The organism is Micromonospora sp. NPDC023814, assembly GCF_040639595.1.
Lineage (GTDB): Bacteria > Actinomycetota > Actinomycetes > Mycobacteriales > Micromonosporaceae > Micromonospora.
In genome coordinates this window covers 93131-112458 of the sequence record NZ_JBFAAF010000020.1, presented here as the reverse complement: position 1 = coordinate 112458, position 19328 = coordinate 93131, and the positions used below count along the sequence as shown (strand labels likewise).

16 protein-coding genes and 2 pseudogenes are annotated in these 19328 nt (G+C 71.2%); 9 read left to right on the top strand and 9 right to left on the bottom strand.

The window, feature by feature from the left end:
• Positions 1-406: 406 nt before the first annotated feature.
• On the top strand, positions 407-1024 hold the full coding sequence (locus AB0G14_RS13875; RefSeq protein WP_357697102.1) for a cyclophilin-like fold protein: 618 nt from the start codon (positions 407-409) through the stop codon (positions 1022-1024).
• 56 nt (positions 1025-1080) lie between these two features.
• On the opposite strand, the gene AB0G14_RS13870 is transcribed toward AB0G14_RS13875, so the two are convergent.
• The 5 genes and pseudogenes from AB0G14_RS13870 to alr form a co-directional block, all read right to left on the bottom strand.
• Positions 1081-1959 (bottom strand): helix-turn-helix transcriptional regulator, encoded by an 879-nt coding sequence (locus AB0G14_RS13870; RefSeq protein ID WP_357697100.1) that lies wholly within the window; start codon positions 1957-1959, stop codon positions 1081-1083.
• Positions 1960-2099: 140 nt separating this feature from the next.
• Positions 2100-2744, bottom strand: a complete 645-nt coding sequence (locus AB0G14_RS13865) for a M15 family metallopeptidase (RefSeq protein WP_357697098.1) — start codon at positions 2742-2744, stop codon at positions 2100-2102.
• Positions 2741-3917: pseudogene (locus AB0G14_RS13860) on the bottom strand (UDP-N-acetylglucosamine--N-acetylmuramyl-(pentapeptide) pyrophosphoryl-undecaprenol N-acetylglucosamine transferase). The gene AB0G14_RS13865 and the pseudogene AB0G14_RS13860 overlap by 4 nt, the downstream one beginning before the upstream one ends.
• Positions 3917-4945 (bottom strand): D-alanine--D-alanine ligase family protein, encoded by a 1029-nt coding sequence (locus AB0G14_RS13855; protein ID WP_357697096.1) that lies wholly within the window; start codon positions 4943-4945, stop codon positions 3917-3919. The pseudogene AB0G14_RS13860 and the gene AB0G14_RS13855 overlap by 1 nt, the downstream one beginning before the upstream one ends.
• Positions 4942-6108, bottom strand: a complete 1167-nt coding sequence (alr, locus tag AB0G14_RS13850) for an alanine racemase (protein WP_357697094.1) — start codon at positions 6106-6108, stop codon at positions 4942-4944. The genes AB0G14_RS13855 and alr overlap by 4 nt, the downstream gene beginning before the upstream one ends.
• Positions 6109-6490: 382 nt before the next feature.
• Between alr and AB0G14_RS13845 the strand changes: the two genes are divergently transcribed.
• From AB0G14_RS13845 to AB0G14_RS13830, 4 genes and pseudogenes are all read left to right on the top strand, one after another.
• On the top strand, positions 6491-7231 hold the full coding sequence (locus AB0G14_RS13845) for a response regulator transcription factor (RefSeq protein ID WP_357697091.1): 741 nt from the start codon (positions 6491-6493) through the stop codon (positions 7229-7231).
• 314 nt (positions 7232-7545) lie between these two features.
• Positions 7546-8820, top strand: a pseudogene (locus AB0G14_RS13840) (ATP-binding protein); the annotation flags it as partial.
• 250 nt (positions 8821-9070) lie between these two features.
• Positions 9071-9547: a DUF2231 domain-containing protein gene (locus AB0G14_RS13835; protein WP_357697116.1), complete on the top strand. Its 477-nt coding sequence runs from the start codon at positions 9071-9073 to the stop codon at positions 9545-9547.
• A 66-nt stretch (positions 9548-9613) separates the two neighbouring features.
• Positions 9614-10954 carry a nicotinate phosphoribosyltransferase gene (locus AB0G14_RS13830; RefSeq protein WP_357697089.1) on the top strand — a complete coding sequence of 447 codons (1341 nt, stop codon included), beginning with the start codon at positions 9614-9616 and terminating at the stop codon, positions 10952-10954.
• 580 nt (positions 10955-11534) lie between these two features.
• On the opposite strand, the gene AB0G14_RS13825 is transcribed toward AB0G14_RS13830, so the two are convergent.
• The 4 genes from AB0G14_RS13825 to AB0G14_RS13810 form a co-directional block, all read right to left on the bottom strand.
• Positions 11535-12050 (bottom strand): MMPL family transporter, encoded by a 516-nt coding sequence (locus AB0G14_RS13825; protein WP_357697087.1) that lies wholly within the window; start codon positions 12048-12050, stop codon positions 11535-11537.
• 726 nt (positions 12051-12776) lie between these two features.
• Positions 12777-14357: a multicopper oxidase domain-containing protein gene (locus AB0G14_RS13820; RefSeq protein WP_357697085.1), complete on the bottom strand. Its 1581-nt coding sequence runs from the start codon at positions 14355-14357 to the stop codon at positions 12777-12779.
• Complete coding sequence (locus tag AB0G14_RS13815) at positions 14354-14836, bottom strand: hypothetical protein (RefSeq protein WP_357697083.1); 483 nt, start codon at positions 14834-14836, stop codon at positions 14354-14356. Before AB0G14_RS13815 ends, AB0G14_RS13820 begins: the two co-directional genes overlap by 4 nt.
• 11 nt (positions 14837-14847) lie before the next feature.
• Positions 14848-16011, bottom strand: coding sequence for an amidohydrolase family protein (locus AB0G14_RS13810; RefSeq protein WP_357697081.1), 1164 nt, complete (start codon positions 16009-16011; stop codon positions 14848-14850).
• A gap of 315 nt (positions 16012-16326) precedes the next feature.
• Here AB0G14_RS13810 and AB0G14_RS13805 point away from each other — a divergent pair, with 315 nt between their 5' ends.
• From AB0G14_RS13805 to AB0G14_RS13790, 4 genes are all read left to right on the top strand, one after another.
• On the top strand, positions 16327-17124 hold the full coding sequence (locus AB0G14_RS13805; protein WP_357697079.1) for a sigma-70 family RNA polymerase sigma factor: 798 nt from the start codon (positions 16327-16329) through the stop codon (positions 17122-17124).
• A 306-nt stretch (positions 17125-17430) separates the two neighbouring features.
• Positions 17431-18459 carry a helix-turn-helix domain-containing protein gene (locus AB0G14_RS13800; protein WP_357697076.1) on the top strand — a complete coding sequence of 343 codons (1029 nt, stop codon included), beginning with the start codon at positions 17431-17433 and terminating at the stop codon, positions 18457-18459.
• A gap of 32 nt (positions 18460-18491) precedes the next feature.
• The gene (locus AB0G14_RS13795; protein ID WP_357697074.1) at positions 18492-19079 is read left to right on the top strand and encodes a hypothetical protein; all 588 of its coding nucleotides are present in this window, start codon (positions 18492-18494) and stop codon (positions 19077-19079) included.
• Positions 19080-19082: 3 nt separating this feature from the next.
• The gene (locus tag AB0G14_RS13790; RefSeq protein ID WP_357697071.1) at positions 19083-19328 is read left to right on the top strand and encodes a hypothetical protein; all 246 of its coding nucleotides are present in this window, start codon (positions 19083-19085) and stop codon (positions 19326-19328) included.

Sequence of the window (19328 nt, the reverse complement as noted above, 5' to 3'; positions counted from 1 at the left end):
GCAAACTCGTCGAACGACCCACCGCCGAACTCGACACGACCGACGCCGCAGCCGCCTGATCAAGATTTCTCATCCACAAGTCTTGACTATTGCTCCCGGGGCAGGTGCCGAAGATCTCCATGGTGTGGCTGACGGTCGACAAGGCCGTGCTGGGCAGCGACCCGGTCGGCCCAGGCCGCGCTCAACCACGTCCAGCAGCTGGTGGCCACCGCCCAGGACCACGTCCGCGTGAGCCTCAGGATGCGCGGGCAGACGCGGCGGTGCTCTGGGTGCGCGATCCTTCCGGCAGGCGCGCTCCGGCGATTGTCAGCTCCGTCGTCCTGTCGTTCCTGCGCTGCTTCGCGTTCGCGGCAATCGACGACCTGGACGACCCGATGGCCCGCAGGGGGTACTGCTGGTACCTCCCATGACAGGGGCTCCCTTCCGATCGAGCACGCCGCTTGGATGGGAACACGGATCGGGGCTGTCCGCGACCAAACGGAAGGATATTCATCGGATGCGAACGAGACTAACGACGGCGACGACGGCGGCACTGATCCTCGCGTGCTCGCTGGCCGCGTGCGGCGGCGACTCCGACCCGAACACGCCTCGGGCGACACCGGAGGCGTCGTCACCCGCACCCAGCACACCGGGCGCATCCCAGGAGCGCGGCCACCAGCGTGTGGCTGGCACGGTCGTACGGTTCACCGCAGGTTCGATCGCGGTCGATGTGGCCATCGAGGAGGACACACCCACAACCCGGGATTTCCTGTCCCTGCTGCCGATGACGCTTGCGTTCGAGGACTACGGCGGGCGGGAGAAGGTCACCAATCCGCCCCGCCCGTTTGACTACGACGGCGCGACCGGGATGACCCCGCAGAACGGCGACCTCTTCTCCTACATGCCCTGGGGAAACCTCGGCTTCTTCTACAACGCCGACGGCCTCGGACACTCCGACGATCTCGTCCGCATCGGCACGACCGACGCCATCGATCAGCTCATGCACTTCGACGGGCAGGACGTCAAGATCGAGATCGCCGACTGAGCTCAGGCCTCCGGCGTCTCCTGCGCCGGGAGCGCTGCGAGGGGCCTCGCCGTCGGCTAACGATGCGACGTCGAGAGGCTGTTGTCGCTGGTGGTGGCGGCCCAGGAGGCGAGAAGCGTGAGCGCGTGCGCGGTCGGCGAGTCGGGTTCGGCGGCGTAGATGGTCATGGTGAGCTCCGGCTCGGCGCGCAGTTCCATGCTTTCGTACGCGAGGGCGAGGTCGCCCACGATGTGGTGGTGGAAGTGTTTGACGCCGGTGCCGTGGATGCGTACGTTGTGCGCGCCCCAGCGGCGGCGGAACTCGTCGCTGCGGGTGGACAACTCGCCGACGAGGTCGTGCAGACCCTTGTCGTGGGGGTCAATGCCCGCCGCGGTGCGCAGGTTGGCCACGGTCATGTCGGCGAACAGGTCCCAGTCCGGGTAGAAGCGGCGGGCGGCGCTGTCGAGGAACGTGAACCGGCCGAAGTTCGGCACGCCGGTGGGGTCGGCGTAGACGTCGCTGTACATGGCCCGGCCGAGCAGGTTGGCGGCGAGCAGGTCCTGCCGGTTGTTCACCACGATCGCCGGGGCGGTGACGGCATCCAGCGACCATTGCAGGCTGGGCCGCACGCTCCGCTGCTTCGCTCGTCGGCTCGGCCGCAGCAGCGCACTGCTGCCGTTGGCTTCCTGCGCGAGGCGCATCAGGTGGGCGCGTTCGGCGTCGTCGAGCTGCAGTGCGCGGGCGATCGCGTCGAGCACGCTGGCGGAGACTCCGGCCAGCGAGCCGCGCTCGAGCTTGGCGTAGTATTCGACGCTCATCCCGGCCAGCGCGGCGACTTCGCCGCGGCGTAGCCCAGGTACGCGACGCCGCCCGTCGGCAGGCAGCCCGGCCTGCTCCGGCGTGATCTTGGCGCGGCGCGAGGTGAGGAACTCGTGCACTTCGACTCGGTTGTCCACACCCTCGACCGTACGACGCGCCGCGCTGAACTGGGATGTACTGCGGGTACACCCATCGCTGGCGACTTCCACGCGCCGCCCCGAACGGATGTGCTTGACGCATCGCAGCGCCGCATCCTTCGGCAGGAACGCGGATAGCTTCACGGGAGATCTACTGGCCCGTACCGGGTCCGGGTGGCCCCGGTGCTCAGCGCCCAGTACCGGTCGCCGAACGACCAGTGCCACCATTCGGTCGGGTAGTTGACCAGGCCGGCGGACGAGAGCGCCTGGGCGAGGATGTCGCGGTTGGTGCGGGCCTGCGGGGAGATGTGGGGTGATCCGGTGAAGCAGGCGTTGGCGCTGTCCACCGGGCTGGCGTTGACGATCGTGCCCAGGTCCAGTTCTGTCCCGTCGGCCGTGCCGAGGGTGAGGTCGACCGTCCCGCCGGTGCTGTGCGGAGCCACCTCGGGCGGCGAGATGTACTTGCTGGCCTCCACGTGCCGGCGCGTCGAGTCCCACTCCGGGTGCCTGCGGCGCAGTTCGTCCTTGTAGCTCTCGAAGTAGGTCGTCTGCAGGCTGAGCGGCCGGTACCCCTCGATGATCAGCAGCCGCAGTCCTCGTGGCAGGGTCTGCTGGGCGGCGAGCAAGCGCTGGACGGTTGCCTCCCGAAGGTGCGCGTAGGCTCCGGCCTCGTCGGCCAGGCGATCGTCAACCCGAAGTTCCGCAACCTGGCGCACGTCGACCAGGGCTTCCCCGTTGTCGCCAAGCGGGATGGCCGAGATGCGCCGATCAGACAGCAGGATCATGACCGGCACCGGCCGGCAACGTCGATGATTGCGCTGGCCACGGCTGCGGCCGCGTGGGGGCGGCCGTGTTGACGGGCGGCGTTGGCCAGCTCCTGGCGTCGTTCCGGGTGGTCGATCAGCACCATGATCTCCTCGTAGAGGCGGTTGGCGGAGGCGTCGGGACCGGCGAGCATGCGGGAGGCACCGGCGTCGGCGAGGTGGCGAGCGGTCCGCCGCTGTTCGTCGCCGCCGGTGGGGATGAGCGGGATGAGGACGCATGCCTTGCCCAGGGCGGTGAGTTCGGCGACGGTGCCGGCGCCGCTGCGCGCGACGACGATGTCCGCGGCGCTCAGGACGTCCGGCAGCTCGCCGTGGACGTAGTCGACGACCCGGTACCTGCTGCGCAGGTGCTCCGGAAGGGCGGCCTCGACCTGCCGCATCCGGTCGAGGGAGTAGTCGCCGCACTGGTGCAGCACCTGACATTTCGGCAGGAGTCCGGGGAGGCTGTCGGCGATCAGGTCGTTGACCTGGACGGCGCCCTGGGCGCCGCCGGTGACGTACACCAGCGGCAGGCGGGGGTCCAGGTGGTGTGCGGCGAGCGCCCGGTTGCGGTTTCCCGTGAGGATCTCGGGCCGAATCGGGTTGCCGGTGACCACCGCGCGGGTTCTCGCCCCGGCGGGCAGATGGTCGATGGAGGATTCGTGGCTCAGCAGGACCCGATCGGCCAGGCGGGCGAGGATCCGGTTCGCCAGCCCGAGCGTGAGGATCTGCTCGTGCATGACCAGCGGGCGGCGGGTCATCCAGGCGGCGATCCCGATCGGGACGGAGACGTACCCGCCGGTGGAGAAGACAACCTCGGGCCGGGTGCGCATCATGATCATGATGGCCTGGAAGATGCCGAGCGGCACGCGGAAGGCGTCGACGACGTTGCGGCCCCACTCGTGCAGGTCCGGCGAGCGGCGCAGTTTGCCGGTGGTGATCGCCGTGAAGGGAATGCCCTCCTGCCGGGCGATTCTGGCCTCCAGTCCGTGGGCGACGCCCACCCAGCGGACGTCCGGTTCGGTGCCGGCTGCCGCCAGCCGGTCACGGAGCGTACGGATCGTGGTCAGCGCCGGGTAGGTGTGCCCGCCCGTTCCCCCCGCCCGCGACGATGATACGGAGACCACGGAGATGTTCCGCGGTGTAGACGGCCATCAGCAGGGACTCGGGCAGGGGGAGGCGGTGTGGCGTCGGTGCAGCGCGCCCTGGATGAGGATGTCGAGCAGTGCCGGGTAGCCGACGCCGGCCCGCTGCCAGATCTGCGGGTACTGGGAGGCGGCGGTGAATCCAGGGAAGGTGTTGACCTCGTTGATCACCGGCTCCTGGTGGTCTCCGGTCCACCCTGTGCCGTGGTCGGCGTCCGGATCCGGGAGGAAGAAGTCGACGCGGAGCAGCCCACGGCATCCGAGCGCGTGGAACGCCTGCACGGCCCGGTCCTGCAGTAGTCGGGTGGTGCCGGGGTCGAGTTGGGCCGGAATCTGGAAGACGGCACCGCCGTCGTACTTGGCGTCGTAGTCGAAGAAGGAGGCGTCCGCCACCCGTATCTCCAGCGGCGGCCCGGCCTCGACGCGACCGTCGGGGTGCTGAAGGACGCCGACGTCGATCTCGCGCCCGCGCACGGCGCGTTCGACGACAACCTTCGCGTCGCTCTCGCGCGCGAGTCGCAGGGCGGCGGGCAGTTGCGCCCATTGTTCGACCTTGGAGACGCCCAGGCTGGAGCCGGCCCGGGCCGGTTTGACGAAGACGGGCAGTCCCAGTCGCTCCTGGTCCCGCGACGACAGCTCCTCGTCGGGGCGCAGCGTCACCCCGGCGGCCACGCGCAGGCCGTCGGCGGCGAGGAGTTTCTTCGTGACCGGCTTGTCCATCCCCGCGGCGCTGGCAAAGACACCGTTTCCGACAAACGCGACGCCGAGCCACTCCAGCATCGACTGGACGGTGCCGTCCTCACCGTACGGACCGTGCAGCGCCGGGAACACCACGTCCTGGTCGCCGAGGGTCCGCAGCGCCTCGGCGAACGTGGCCCGGTCGCCGTTCACCCGCCACTGGCCGTCCCGCTCGATCAGCACCTCGGTCACGTCGTACGTGTCGCGGTCGAGATGGGCCAGGATGCTTTCCGCCGAGCGCCGGGAGACGTCGTGCTCCCCGCTGCGCCCACCGAACAGCACCGCCAAACGAACAGTCATGACGTTGTCGCTTCCCCGTGTAGGTGTACGCGCGCCACTCGCGCGCCGATTCCGGTCAGGACTTCGTGCGGGATGGTGCCGGCCCACTGCGCCCACTCGGCGGCCGTCGGCTCGGCCGGGTCGGGCGAGCCGGGCTCGGCGCCGGGGCCGAAGACGACCACGGGATCGCCGAGCGCCACCGGTAGATCGCCGACATCGACGACGCACTGATCCATGGCGATGCGGCCGACGATCGGGCATCGTCGACCAGCGAGCCAGACCCACGCGCGGCCCTCGGCGGTGCGCGACAGGCCATCGGCGTACCCGAGCGGCAGCAGAGCGAGCGTGGTCGGCCGATCGGTCACGTGGTCGGGCCCGTACGAGACGCCGGTTCCGGCGGGCACGCGTTTCAGGTTGATCACCCTTGACCGCAGGGTCATGGCGGGTCGCAGGCCGAAACGGCGGGGACCGGCCGCGCCAAAGGGGTCGATGCCGTACATGGCAAGGCCGATCCGACAGAGATCGAACCGGGTTTCCGGGGCGGCCAGTGCCGCCGCCGAATTGGCCAAATGCACCACTTCCGGATCAAGCCCAGCATCTCGGGTGATTCGCAGTGCCTCCCGGAACGTCGACAGCTGCCGCGCGATGCTCGGGCATCCAGGCACGTCGGCGTTGGTCAAGTGGGACCACACCCCGTGTACCCGGACGCTGCCCTCCGCCTCGTGCTTGCGAGCCCAGGCGACCAGCTCGGGCCATTCGTCGCCGCTGGCACCGTTGCGGGACAGACCGACGTCCGCCTTGAGGTGGACCGCGGCGGGCACCCCGAGACCCGTCGCCGCGTCGGCGATCGCGCGCAGGTGGGTCAGGGTCGCCACCGCGATGTCGACGTCCGCGGCGATCAGGCGGGCGAAGTCCTCGTCCGGCCGGTGCAGCCAGCTCAGGACGGGCGTGTCGATGCCCGCCGATCGCAGTGCCACCGCCTCCGTCGCCGAGGTCACGCCCAGCCAGTCGGCGCCGGCCCCCAACGCAGCCCGCGCCACCGGCACCGCGCCGTGCCCGAACGCGTCGGCCTTCACCACGGCCATCAACCCGGTACGGACGATCGCTGCGATCGTCCGAATATTCTGCGCGATCGCCGCGAGATCTATCACGGCCTCGGCCAGCTCGGCACTCTCACTGATCACACCGGTCCCCGCGCGCCGACCGCGCGTACCCGGCGTCACCCGGCGGCCCTGGGTTCGACGGGCGGTTCCTCCGGCGGTTCGGCGGCCCCGTGCCCGCCGACAGCGGCGGCCCGGCGCACCGCGAGCGTCTCCCGGATCCGCCGCCGGACCGCCCGCCGCTGTTGCTCCCCGCGGCGGCCTGGGCGTGCTGGTTCCAGGATCATGTCCGGCTCCTGACTGACATGACCGGAACCGTAGGCAGCCTGTGGTGAAGAACCTTTGAAGAAGCCGTGGGCCAGCTGTGCGGGTATCCCGCTCGCCGCTCTCCGGAGCCCGTCCACATCAGTTCTTCACAGGTTTCGGTTTTACTTGACCCCGCCACCACTAGCCGGAACGGGGAAACATGAGCGCGCGGATCCTGGTCGCCGAGGACGACCCCAAGCAGGCCAACCTGGTGCGGGTCTATCTCGAACGCGAGGGGCACAGCGTGCTGCTGGTCGGCGACGGGCGGGCCGCGCTGGACCAGTGCCGGACCCGCCGGCCGGACCTGGTGGTCCTCGACGTGATGATGCCGGTCGTCGACGGCCTCGACGTGTGCCGGATCCTGCGCGCCGAGTCGGAGATTCCGATCCTGCTGCTGACCGCCCGCACCACCGAGGACGACGTCCTGCTGGGCCTCGATCTCGGTGCCGACGACTACCTCACCAAGCCGTACAGCCCGCGGGAGCTGGCCGCCCGGGTACGGGCGCTGCTACGCCGGGCCCGGGTGGTGAGCGCCGACAACCGGGCGGTTCTGCGCGTCGGCGAGCTCGAGGTGGACGCCGGCCGCTTCGAGGTACGCGTCGGCGGCCGGCCGGTCGCTCTGACGGCCAAGGAGTTCGGCATCCTCGAGGTGCTCGCCGGCGAGCCCGGGCGGGTGTTCACCCGGGCGCAGATCATCGACCGTGCCTTCGGCTTCGACCATTTCGTGCTCGAACGCACCGTCGACGCGCACGTGATGAACCTCCGCCGCAAGATCGAGGCCGACGTTGCCGAGCCGCGGTACGTGCAGACCGTCTACGGCCGCGGCTACCGGCTCGCCGAACCGGAGCCGGAACCGGCGGCGACGCCGACGCCCGAGGGGACGCCCGGAGCCAGCCGGTGAGTTTTCGGCTACGGGTGCTCTGGCTGGTCATCCTCGTCGCGGTGAGCGCAACCGCGGCGACTGCGTGGCTGACCCTGCGGCAGGCCTCGCAACAGATCAACGAGTCGGCCACCGTCGACCGGGCGCAGCTCGACCAGGTCGTCGCCCGACTCGAGGCGTACGGCAGCCGGCACGGCACCTGGGAGGGCGTGCCCGGCCTGGTGCAGGACCTACGCGCCGAGACCGGTCAGCGGATCCACCTGGTCGCCGATACGGGCCAGGTGATCGTGGACACGGACACCCAGGAGAATCGCACCGCCCGTCCGCTCGGCACGATGGTCGGGTTCGTCGACCCGCGGCCGGTACTGAATCTGGCCGCATTGCCAGCGGAGCCGGCGGGCCGGGAGAAAGGCGTGGTCGGTGCGATCGCCGCCTACCGCACGGGCGTGCTGTTCGCGGCCTGCCTGACCCGGGAATCCGTCCCTGTCGTCGCCTCACCTACCAGCACGGGAGTTCCGCAGTTCGACGCAGACCTGGGCACGGCCGACGGGCGCGATCGCCAGGGCGTCGACGAGATCGTCCGCGGCTGTCGCGACATCGCGGCCCGGCCGGGCCCGGACCGGGCGGCCGGCGCCGACCGGGTGCAGGGCTGTGGCGCCCTGACGGCGGTGGAACCACTGGATTCCTGCCTGGCCCAGGTCTTCACCAACCAGATCAGTGACGTCGCGCCGGTACCCGCCCGGGTCTACCTCGGCGCTCGTGGCGATCCGGCCTCCGCGCTGGCGGCCGGTCCGCTGCTCGCCGCGGCAGCAGGCGTTGCGACGGTCGCGATCATCGGCACCGTACTGCTGAGCCGGCGGGTGCTGCGCCCCATCGACACGCTCACCGCAGCCGCTCAGCGGCTCGGCCGGGGCGACCTCACCGGACGGGTTCCGGTGCGGGGCAACGACGAGCTGGCGGAGTTGGCCCGCTCGTTCAACCGGATGGCCGACTCCCTGCAGCGCGGGGAGGAGCGGCAACGCCGGCTGGTCGCCGACGTCGCACACGAACTGCGCACCCCACTGGCCAACCTGCGCGGCTATCTCGAGGCACTCTCCGACGGCGTGGTCACGCCGGACCAGGAGCTCTACGCCTCGCTGCTCGAAGAGGCGGTGCTGCAACAGCGCATCGTCGACGACCTGCAGGACCTGGCCCTGGCTGAGGCCGGCAACCTGGCGTACCACCGGGTCACGGTGGACCTGGCCGAACTCCTGGAGACCTGCGGCACCGCCCACCACGCCCGGGCGGAGTCAGCCGGGGTGTCGTTGCGCGTGGCGGCCGAGCCGGTTGCGGTACACGCCGATCCCGACCGGCTCCGCCAGGTGGTGGGCAATCTCGTCACCAACGCACTACGGGCGACCGCTGCGGGCGGCAGCGTCCGGCTGGTCGCGAGCCGCACCGACACGCAGGCGATCGTCCAGGTCGTCGACACCGGCTCGGGAATCGCAGCGGAGGCGCTGCCGCACGTGTTCGACCGGTTCTGGCGGGCCGACGCCGCACGGGGCCGCCGTACCGGGGGCAGTGGCCTCGGCCTCGCCATCGCCCGGCAGATCGTCACCGATCACCAGGGCACCATCACGGTCGCGAGTGAGGCCGGCGTCGGGACGACATTCACCATCACGCTTCCCCGCCTGGCGGTCGGTGGTGGTGCAGACGATCCAGGCCGCTGACCTGTCGCGGGTGGGTCCGCGACGCATTTACCAGCGCACGCCTGCAGCCGCGCGCGTTCACCGCCGGTAGGTGTACCAGCGGCCCGAAGGGGTACCCGCGCCCAACATCCCGCCAGAGAGGGAGGCCGCGTTGGAAAGTCGAGCCAAGGCGATGGGTCACGGGATCCACCCCATGCTGATCGTTTTCCCGCTGGGGCTGCTCGCCACGGCGGTGATCTTCGACATCCTGTATCTGATCACGGATCGGGCCGGATTCCAGATCTCCGCCGGGTACATCATCGGCGCCGGCATCATCGGCGGTCTCGTCGCCGCGGTCTTCGGGCTCACCGACTGGCGGGCCATCCCGTCCGGCACCCGCGCCAAGCGGATCGGCGCGATCCACGGCATCGGCAACGTCGTCGTCGTGCTGTTGTTCGCGGTGAGCTGGCTGGCGCGGGCCACCGCGGCGAACTGGGAGCCGAATGCCCTGGCCCTGATCTGCGGCTTCGCGGGCATCGTCCTGTCCGGGATGACGGCCTGGCTGGGCGGCGAACTGGTCGAACGGCTCGGCATCAGTGTCAGCGACGGCGCCGGCGTCAACGCGTCGAGTTCCCTGTCCCGCCGCCCCGCGCGCCGCTCCCGCGCCTGACTGGATCGGGGCGACATCACCACGACGCCACCGGCCCGTCGACCTCGCGTGCCGACGGAGGAACCCATGACCGGGTTACGTACCGACCTGTACGAGTTGCGGATGGCGGCCAGCTACCTGCGCCGGGACATGGTGGAGCGCGCCACGTTCAGCCTGTTCGTCCGCCGCCTGCCGCCGCAGCGCGGCTTCCTGGTGGCCGCCGGGCTGGCCGAGGCGCTGGCCTTCCTGGAGAGCTTCGCGTTCGACGAGGACGACATCGGCTATCTGCGCGACACCGTCGGGCTCGACCAACCGACCCTGACGGCGCTGGCCGGGCTGCGGTTCACCGGTGACGTCTGGGCCGTACCGGAGGGTCGCATGGTGTTCGCCGACGAGCCGCTGTTGGAGGTCACCGCGCCGATCGCGGAGGCGCAGTTGGTGGAGACCGGCGTGCTGAACCTGATCACCTTCCACACCACGGTGGCCAGCAAGGCGGCCCGATGCCGCCTCGCGGCCGGCGACGCGCAGTTGGTCGACTTCGCGTTCCGCCGGACGCACGGGATCGAGGCCGGGGCGGCCGTGGCGCGGGCGTCGGCGATCGCCGGCTTCGCCGCGACCAGCGACGTCGAGGCCGCGCGACGCTACGGGCTGGCGCCGTCCGGGACGATGGCCCACTCGTACGTCGAGGCGTTCCCCGACGAGCGTGCCGCGTTCCGCGCGTTCGCCACCGACTTTCCCACCAACCCGGTGTTCCTCGTCGACACCTACGACACGCCCGCCGGAGTGCGGGCCGCCGTCGAGGTCGTCGCCGAGCTGGGCCTGACCGGCCCGGTGGCCGTGCGGCTCGACTCCGGCGATCTCGCCGCGCTGGCCGTGCAGACCCGCGCGATCCTCGACGACGCCGGGCTGACCCGGGCCCAGATCGTGGCCAGCGGCAGCCTCGACGAGGACGTCATCGCGGCGCTCGTCGCCAAGGGCGTACCGATCGACGCCTACGGCGTCGGCACCCGCATGGGCGTCTCCTTCGACGCGCCGTCCCTGGACAGCGCCTACAAGCTGGTGGCCGTCGGCGACCGGCCGGTGCTCAAGCTGTCGCCCGGCAAGGCCACCCTGCCCGGTCCCAAGCAGGTCTTCCGTGATCCCACCGGTGCCAGCGGCGACGTGGTGGGGCTGCGCGACGAACCACCGCCGGGCAACCGCGATCCGCTGCTCGTGCCGGTCATGCGCGGCGGTCGTCGCCTCGACGCCGCCGACCCGGCCGGCGAGGTACGCGCCGCGCGTCGCCGATTCGACGCGGACCTCACCTGGCTACCGGAGACGGCGCGTCGGCTGGCGGACCCGACGCCGCTCGCCGCCACCGTCAGCCCGGCCCTCACCGCGCTGCACGACCGGGTGGCGGCGCAGGTGGCGCGGGGCGCGACCTACTGAGCTGTCGGAATCGCCTGCCCTGGCGACGACGTGCCGACGGACTCGCGGGCGAGCCACACATCGCGCCGGATCAGCCGGCCCACATGCCGTTCGACCAGCGCACCCCCAGGTCTCTCCCCACCCGAGCGATCGCACAGGCGTTCTGGACTACGTCGCCGGGGTGGAATTCCGCAACCGTCGAGCGACGCTGGTCCTGCTGCTGGGGGCGGCGACCGTGATCGGTGCCGGCGCGGCCACCGGAACCCTCTTCGGCTACGGGTTCACGTTCGCCTGGGTCGTGCACTTCGCGCTGATGGCCTGGATCGCCGGGTGGATGCAGCAGGCGCAGCCTGCGCTGTCGGGTGGTTACTGGCGGGCTCGGCCCTGGGAGCATGCTCTCCACCGACGGCTCGGCGTCTGGTGGTACGCGCGCCTGCTGGGCTGGGAACGGTTCATCCGCAACCAGCGCGGGCGTTGCGGACCCGGGTCGAGCGGATCGCCACCGCCGACGCGCCGCCGGCGGTCTGAACGGACAACAGGGAGACCGGAGAACGGCGTCGGCCGGTTTCCCACCCGGCCGACGCGCCGTTCACGCGGGACGTCAGTGCTTTTCCAACTCCACCTTCGGCAGCAGCCTCGCCAGCGGCTCGGGCATCCACCAGGCGCGCCGGCCCATCAGCTGCATCGCGGCGGGCACGATCAGGCAGCGGATGATAACCGCGTCCACGAAGATGGCCACCGCCATGCCGAAGCCGGTCTGCTGGAGCAGCCGCTCCGGGCTGAGCATGAAGGCGCCGAAGACAACGATCATGATGGCGCCGGCGGCGCTGATGACCGAGCCGGTGTGGCCGAGGCCCTGACGGACGGCGAGTGCATGGTCCTTGGTGCGCACCCACTCCTCGTGGATCCGGGAGACCAGGAAGATCTCGTAGTCCATGGAGAGACCGAAGACGACCGCGAAGATCATCACCGGTAGGTACGCCTCGATCGGGCCGGGCTCGACGCCGAACCAGCCCTCCTGGAAGACCAGGGTGATCGCGCCGAGCGCCGCGCCGATGCTGAGCAGGTTGAGCAGCGCCGCCTTGAGTGGGATCAGGACCGAACGGAACACGGCCATCAGCAGGATGACGGATGGCGGGCACGTTGAGCATCACCGTGGCGTAACCGGTGGTGCCGTCGGGCGCGATGGCGGCCGCATCCTCGTAGAGGCTGCGTACCTGCGCGACGTTGGGCTGCTCGGCGACCTCGGCCAGCATCGTCTCGACGCGCTGCCGGACGGCGGGGTCGCGCAGTCCGTCCTTGGTGTGCAGGACGATCTCCATGGTGTCCCCGGCGCGGGCCGCGCCGCTGGCCCCAGCAGGTCGGCGGCGGCCTGGGACTCGGTGCCGGGTAGGGAGAAGTCCTCGCGGTAGTCGTTGCCGGCCATGACGGCCGAGGTCCAGACGCCGATCATCACGGCGAGCCAGAGCAGCAGGGCGAGCCAGCGGCGGCGGTGGGAGAAGCTGGCGAGGCGCGCGAACACGCCCGGCCGGCCGCGTGAGTGCGGTGCTGCCTGGGCGATCTCTTCGGTGAGGGTCACGGTCTCTTTCCAGGTCGGATCAGCAAGGGGAGTCGGTCGGTGCGTTTCACCACGGGGTGGTTCCGCGCGGCCGTTGCGCGGCCGGCCCGTCCTCGCGGGTCTGGCGGCCCGCCCGGGGTTGTTGCGGGCGCATATCCGGGTCGAAACCCCGCAGATTCACATACATCTGCCCGTCACGGATACGGTCACGAACCTGATGGGCCCGGTGTGCCGCCAGTGCGGTCTTGACTCAGCCAGCCGTGTAGGGGGTGGCAACGGGCGTGATCATGTGGTGGTGAAGTCGGCCATCATGGCCATGTCTTCGTGTTCGAGGTTGTGGCAGTGCAGCATGAAGGTCCCGGCGTAGTCGGTGAACCGGATGGCGATCTCGACCGCTTCGGACGGGCGTACGTCGACGGTGTCCTTCCAGCCGGCGTCGTACGGGCCGGGTGCCCGGTTGTTGCGGCTGATCACCTGGAACGGGTCGAGGTGAACGTGTACCGGGTGGTGGAAGTCGCTGATCAGTCGCCAGACCTCGGTGGTGCCGAGGCGCGGCCGGGCCAGCGGGCGGCCGGGTCGGTAGGGGTGGCCGTTGATGGTCCATCCGTGGTCGGGGCGCAGCTGGAAGTGGAATGTCCGTGTCACCGCGGCGCGGGCCGGGTCGAGGGGCTCGATGTGGCTGAGTCGCTCGGGCAGGCCCGGGTCGTCGTGGGTCGCGTCGGTGATGTCGAAGGCCATCACGTGGGCCGTCTGGCCGGTGCCGAGGCGGTTCACCAGCCGTACACGTGTGCCGGGACGGTAGCGAGAGAAGTCGACGACCACGTCGAAGCGTTCGGCGGGTGCGATGTCGATGGTGTGGTGGGTCAACGGGCGGTGCAGCAGACCACCGTCGCTGCCGATCTGCACCAGGCCGCCGCCGGGGGCTGGCGGGTCGAGCGCCAGCCGGTACCGCCGGGCGTTGGAGGCGTTGAGCAGCCGCAGCCGGTACCGGGCCCGGTCGGTCCGCAGCACCGGCCAGGGCGCGCCGTTGACCAGGATGACGTCGCCGAGCACGCCGTTCATGTACGGGTCGGTGACGCCGGGGGTGCGCAGGTCCGGGTCGATCAGCGGGTAGCGTAGCGAACCGTTCGCGGCGAACGACCGGTCGGCGATCATGATCGGGATGTCGCGGTCGCCGGCGGGTAACCGCAGCGCGTCCTCCTCGTCGTCGTGCACGAGGTGGAAGCCGGCCAGCCCGCGCCAGACCGCCACGCCGGTGTGCCCGTGCCGATGGTCGTGGTACCAGAGCGACGCGGCCCGCTGCCGCATCGGGTACGTGTAGTCCCGCTCGCCGACGCTGATCCGCCCCGGTTCGTGGCCGCCATGGTGGCCGGCGTGGTGGCCGGCGTGGTGGCCGACGTGCGCTGGGGTGCTTCCTCCGGCCGGCATGATGAGGTCCGCGGGGTAGCCGTCGCTGTCGGCGGGGGTGTGTCCGCCGTGCAGGTGGACCACGGTCGGGTGGGGCAGGGTGTTGCGGTGCCGGACGACGGTGCGCCGGCCGGTGCGGGAGCGGATCGTGGGGCCGGGGAAGCTGCCGTGGTACGTCCACGCCTCGGTGGGCAACCCCGGCAGGATGCTCAGCGTGGCCGGCCGTTGGGTGATCTCGTGGTAATCCGTCGTGGCGTCGGAGCGTACCGGCGCGAGCACCGGAGGAACGGGCAGCGGCACCTGGTACGGCCGGGGCAGCGGCACCTGGCTCGGCAGCAGCCGGCCCGGTTCGCCGGGGCCGAGCAGCCCGCTGCGGGCGAGCCAGCCACCGCCGGCGGCCGCCGCCACGGCGGCCGCGCTCGTGCCGAGCAGTCGACGGCGGGTGATACGTGGACTCATGCGGCCTCCTCCGTGGTCAGGTCCGGCGTCCCTCGTGTCGGCGTGCCGGTCGCCGTCCGCCGGGGACGGGTGGGTGCCGCGCCCCATGACTTGACGAGCAGCAGTGCCACGCCCACGGTGAGTCCGACGGCGAGGGGAACATGGACGGTCAGGACCCGCTGCTCGCCGAGGGGGATCAGCGCGCCGGCGATCAGGAGTTGGATCAGGCTGGTCCGCACCGGCCAGGACGGGCCCCTGCTGGCCCGCCACCAGACCACGGCGGTGATGCACTGCACCAGCAGGGCCAGCGCCAGCAGCCCTCCGTTGAGGCCGTGGGCGGCGAGGGCGTCGTAGTGCCCGGAGAGGAACCCGCCGGCGAGGGCGGCCTGGCCGAGGATCAGCACGGCCACGCAGGTGGTGATCGCGCGGAAGAGCAGCCATGACCGGGAGCGTGCGGCGCCCGGGGTGGGGGCGGGTGCGCGGTGGTCGAGGATCGTCACGTCACCCGTCCTCAGATCTGGGAGTCGGCGACGGCCGGCTGCCGGGTCTGGCGTACGCCGCGACGCCAGACGTCGACGACGGCGCTGACGGCGTGGATGTCGGTGGTCGGATCCCCGTCGACGAGCAGCAGGTCGGCGCGGAGCCCGGGCGCGATGCGGCCCCGGTCGGTCAACCCGAAGTGCCGGGCCGGCACGCTCGTGGCCGCCGCCAGCGCTTCGGTCCGGGTCAGTCCGGCCTTGACGAGCAGCGCCAGCTCGCGGTGCATGGCGGTGCCGTGCTGCGGGGCGAACGGGGTGGCATCCGTGCCGGCCAGCAGCGTGACTCCGGCCCGGTGCAGCACGCCGGCGGCGTGCACCGCGTTGGCGGCGCTGCCCGCGGCGACGTGGTCCAGGGCGGCGCCCTGGCTGATCGCTTCGAAGTAGGCGAGCGTGGTGACCACGAAGACGCCGTCGCCGGCGATCCGCTCCGCGAGTCGCCAGCCGATCGGGTCGTCCGACCCGGCGTCGGCGTAGACGTGCGCGAGCCCGTCGACACCGCCGTCGAGGGCGATGGTCACCTCCCGGGTCGTGATGGCGTGTGCGATGACTGTCAGGCCGACGGCGTGTGCCGCCTCGACCAGGGCGGACACGACGTCGGGGGTCAGCACGGGAAGGTCCGCGCCGTGCATCGCCCCGTCGTCGACGACGATCTTGATGTAGTCGGCGCCCTCGGCGACCCGGGCGGCGACGAACGGCGCGGCGTCCGCCACCTGTGCGACGGTGGGGAACGGGCCGGCCGCGTCGCCGAGCGCCGCCATCGCCTGCGGGTCGAGACCGGTCATCAGTTGGCTCGGGTGGCCGCCCGGGGCCGTGGCGAGCAGGCCGCAGCTGCGCAGGTCGGCCACGTCATCGCAGTCGGCCGCCAGCCGGCGCTGGCGGGCCAGGTTGTCCGGCAGGCAGAACATGTCCAGTTCGGTGGTGACGCCGGCGGCCAGGGCCTGGGCGAGGCTGCCGTCGAAGGTGTGGGTGTGGGCGTCGATGAGGCCGGGCAGCAGGGTCCGGCCGGTGCCGTCGACCTGCACGTCGGCCGGTCGGTCGTCCGGTTCGGCAATCCGGTCGCCGTCGATGAACACGTCGGCTCGTTCCACGGTGTGCTGCCCGTCGAACACCCGCACGTCACGGATCACGGTACGCATTGCGGCCTCCAAGGCGGTGGGAGTGGCTCGGCCGGGACGGGATCGTCCCGACTCGGCAACCAGGAGGGCGCCCGCGTCGCCAACTGTGACAGCGGTGGTGCTCGGCTGCGGGATGGATCACATTTCGCCACCGGCGATGTCACACTCCGGGGCGACGGTGTCCTCTCAGAGGTGAACCCGACCGGAGGTGACACCCGTGTCCGACGACGTGCAGCCGGCGCCGACCGCCGACCCGACGACTACCTTCCTCGCCCACCGGGAACCGCTGTTCTCGGTGGTCTACGCGATGCTGGGCAGCGTCGCCGACACGACGACGTGCTGCAGGAGACCTGGTTGGCCTGGGCGGCAAGAAACCACACCGACGGTGCGTCGATCGAGAACCCACGCGCCTATCTGACGCGGGTCGCCGTCAACCAGGCCCTCGCCCAGCGCGCGGCCCTCGACCGGCGCCGGGAGTCCTACGTCGGCCAGTGGCTGCCCGAGCCCCTCGCCACCCTGCCCGCCGAGGACGGCGACGCGGGCGACGCCGTCCTGCGCGCCGAGTCCTCGTCGATGGCGCTGCTGGTGGTGCTGGAGACCCTCACCCCGGCGGAACGGGTCGTCTTCGTCCTGCACGAGGTGTTCGGCTACCCGCACACCGAGATCGCGACCATCATCGGCCGCTCACCGGCGGCGGTGCGCCAACTCGCCCACCGGGCCCGTGAGCATGTGCAGGCCCGCCGCCCCCGGTTCCAACCCGATCCCCGACTCCAGCAGCAGGTGACCGAGCGGTTCTTGACCGCCGCGCTCGGCGGTGACCTGCGCGGCCTGCTGGCCGTTCTCGCCCCGGAGGTCACCCTGTGGACCGACGGTGGCGGCAAGGGCCCTGCCACCAGCCTGCACCCCGTGCACGGGCGCGACGAGGTGGCCCGGCTGCTCGTCGCGGTCGCCGCCGGTGTCCCGGCCGGGCTCGACATCCGCTACCGGCCGGTCAACGGCGATCCCGCCGCGATCCTGTTCGAGCGCAATGTTCCGTTCGCGGTCCTGGTGCTCGACCTCGACCCCGAGCAGGAGACGGTGCGCCGGGTCTTTTCCGTCACCAACCCCGACAAGCTCTCCCGGGTCGGCGGATGAGGCGGCGGATCGCGAGCCGGCCTGGTCGTGCCGCTGGCGGCCGTGCCGCCGGCACCACCGTCCGCCGGGTCGTCACCGACAACGGCCCCTGCTACAAGTCCTTCCTCTGGCCAACATCCTTTCCGAGGTCAGGGGGCAGGTCGGCACTCCCCGCGCCCTCGTGAGCGGTCCAGGTCCGCGGACCATCGAAGCGCCACGCACGACCGGCGGCGTCGGCAACGTCGTCGCCGGCCTCCAGGAGGGACCTGGCCCTGGCGCGGCCACCGTGGCAAGGTGGTGAGGCGCGCTTGACGCTGGAGCTTGATCATGCAGGAACGGGTGGTCGTCGTCGTCGGCTACGACGGCGCTGAGTTGCTGGACGTCGCCTGCGTGACGTCCAGCCTCCACCTCGCCAACCGCATCGGGGCCAACCCACCCTACCGGCCCCTGCTCGCCACACCCGGCAGCCGTCCGATCACGTGCGACTCCGGGCTGCGGGTGGATGCCCATGTCGCCGTGGAGCGATTCAACGCCCCGCTGGACACCCTGCTGGTCTCCGGTGGCCTCGGCCACGAACGGGCTGCCGGAAGCACCTCCCTGGTCGGACACGTGCGACGCTTGGCCGCCCTCGCTCGCCGGGTCGCGGCGGTCTGCACCGGGTCCACAGTGCTGGCGGAGGCCGGTTTGCTCAACAACCGGCGCGCCACCACCCACTGGATGTACGCCGACCAGCTCGCGCACCGCTATCCCGACGTACAGGTCGATCCGGATCCGATCTACATCCGGGATGGCCGTATCGCGACCTCCGGCGGAGTCACGAGTGCCCTGGATCTGACCCTGGCGTTCATCGAGGAAGATCACGGGGTGGCACTGGCGCGCGGCGTCGCGCTGGGCACGGTCGCGTATCTGCAGCGCCCGGGCGGCCAGACACAGCGGAGCATGTTCCTGACCCCTCACGCCACCGACGATCTCGTGGTCCGCCGGACGACCAACCACATCCTGAGCCACCTCGGCGACGACCTCAGCACCGGCAGACTGGCACGGCTCGCCGGGGTCAGCGAACGCCACCTGTCCCGGTTGTTTCTCGCCTACGTGCACGAGACCCCCGCGCAGTACGTACGCCGGGCGCGGACCGAGGCGGCGGCGCACCTACTGACGTCGACCGCTCTGCCGCTGGCCGCAGTAGCCCGGCGGTGCGGCTTCGGCTCGACCGAATCGTTGCGGCAGGCGTTCCGCGGTCGGTATGCCGTTCCGCCGTCGCAGTACCGGCGAAGCCGCCAGTCGTCCGGAACAGTTGAGCCCACGATATCGGCATCGCTTCACAGGAATCCGGACCCGATCCACCGCGGCTGCTGACCGGCCCTGGTACGGCCCCGACGATCGGTGCCATGACTGAGAGGCTGGTGCCGCGTGGGGCGAGGCTCACCGATCGTTGGCCGACCGCGTTGGCGATCGTTGTCAGCTCAGGCGCGATCACCGTGATTGCGCTCGTGGGACGCGAGGCCGAGCTGTTCGGCCCGGCCATCGCCACGATGGCGGGAATCTATCTGATGGCGTACGCGGTCGGTCGTCCGTGGACGGCGTGGCCGGCATTCGTCGTGCTGAGCGCGGTCGTGTCGGCGCTGCACGTCCTGCGGCACTCGCGACTGCTCCCGCTCGATCCGGCGACGGGGATGGCGTTCGTCCTGGTGCCTCTGTGGTTGTGGGCGGTGGCCCGCCGTCGGTTCACCGATGTCGGCACGTTTTCGATCCAGACTGGCGGCGCGGTGGGCTTCGGTGTGCTCACGTTGCTGTGCGCAGCAGTTCAGCCGCGGCTGGGGGCCGTGCTGGCCGGTATCGGTTTCCTGACGCACGGGGTCTGGGATGCGTACCACTTCACAGCCGGCAAGGTGGTGAGCCGGCCGTGGTCGGAGTTCTGCGCCGTGGTCGACCTCGTGGTGGGCGCGGCCCTGATCGTCGCCGCCATGGCAAGGTGAGCGATGTCCGACGTGGAGGTGATCGGCGGCACCGGGCTGGCGGTTCGCGTGTTGGGGCCGCTCGAGGCATCGGTGGGCGGGCGGGCTGTCACCCTGACGTCGCCCCGGCTGCGCAGCTTGCTGGTGGTGCTGGCCCTGTCGGCGGGGGCACCGGTGTCGATCGGCCGGTTGGCGGCCGCATCTGGGATGAGGACCTGCCCGAGCACGCCCGTCGCGCGGCGCAGCCGGCCGCAGCGCGGCTCGGGCTAA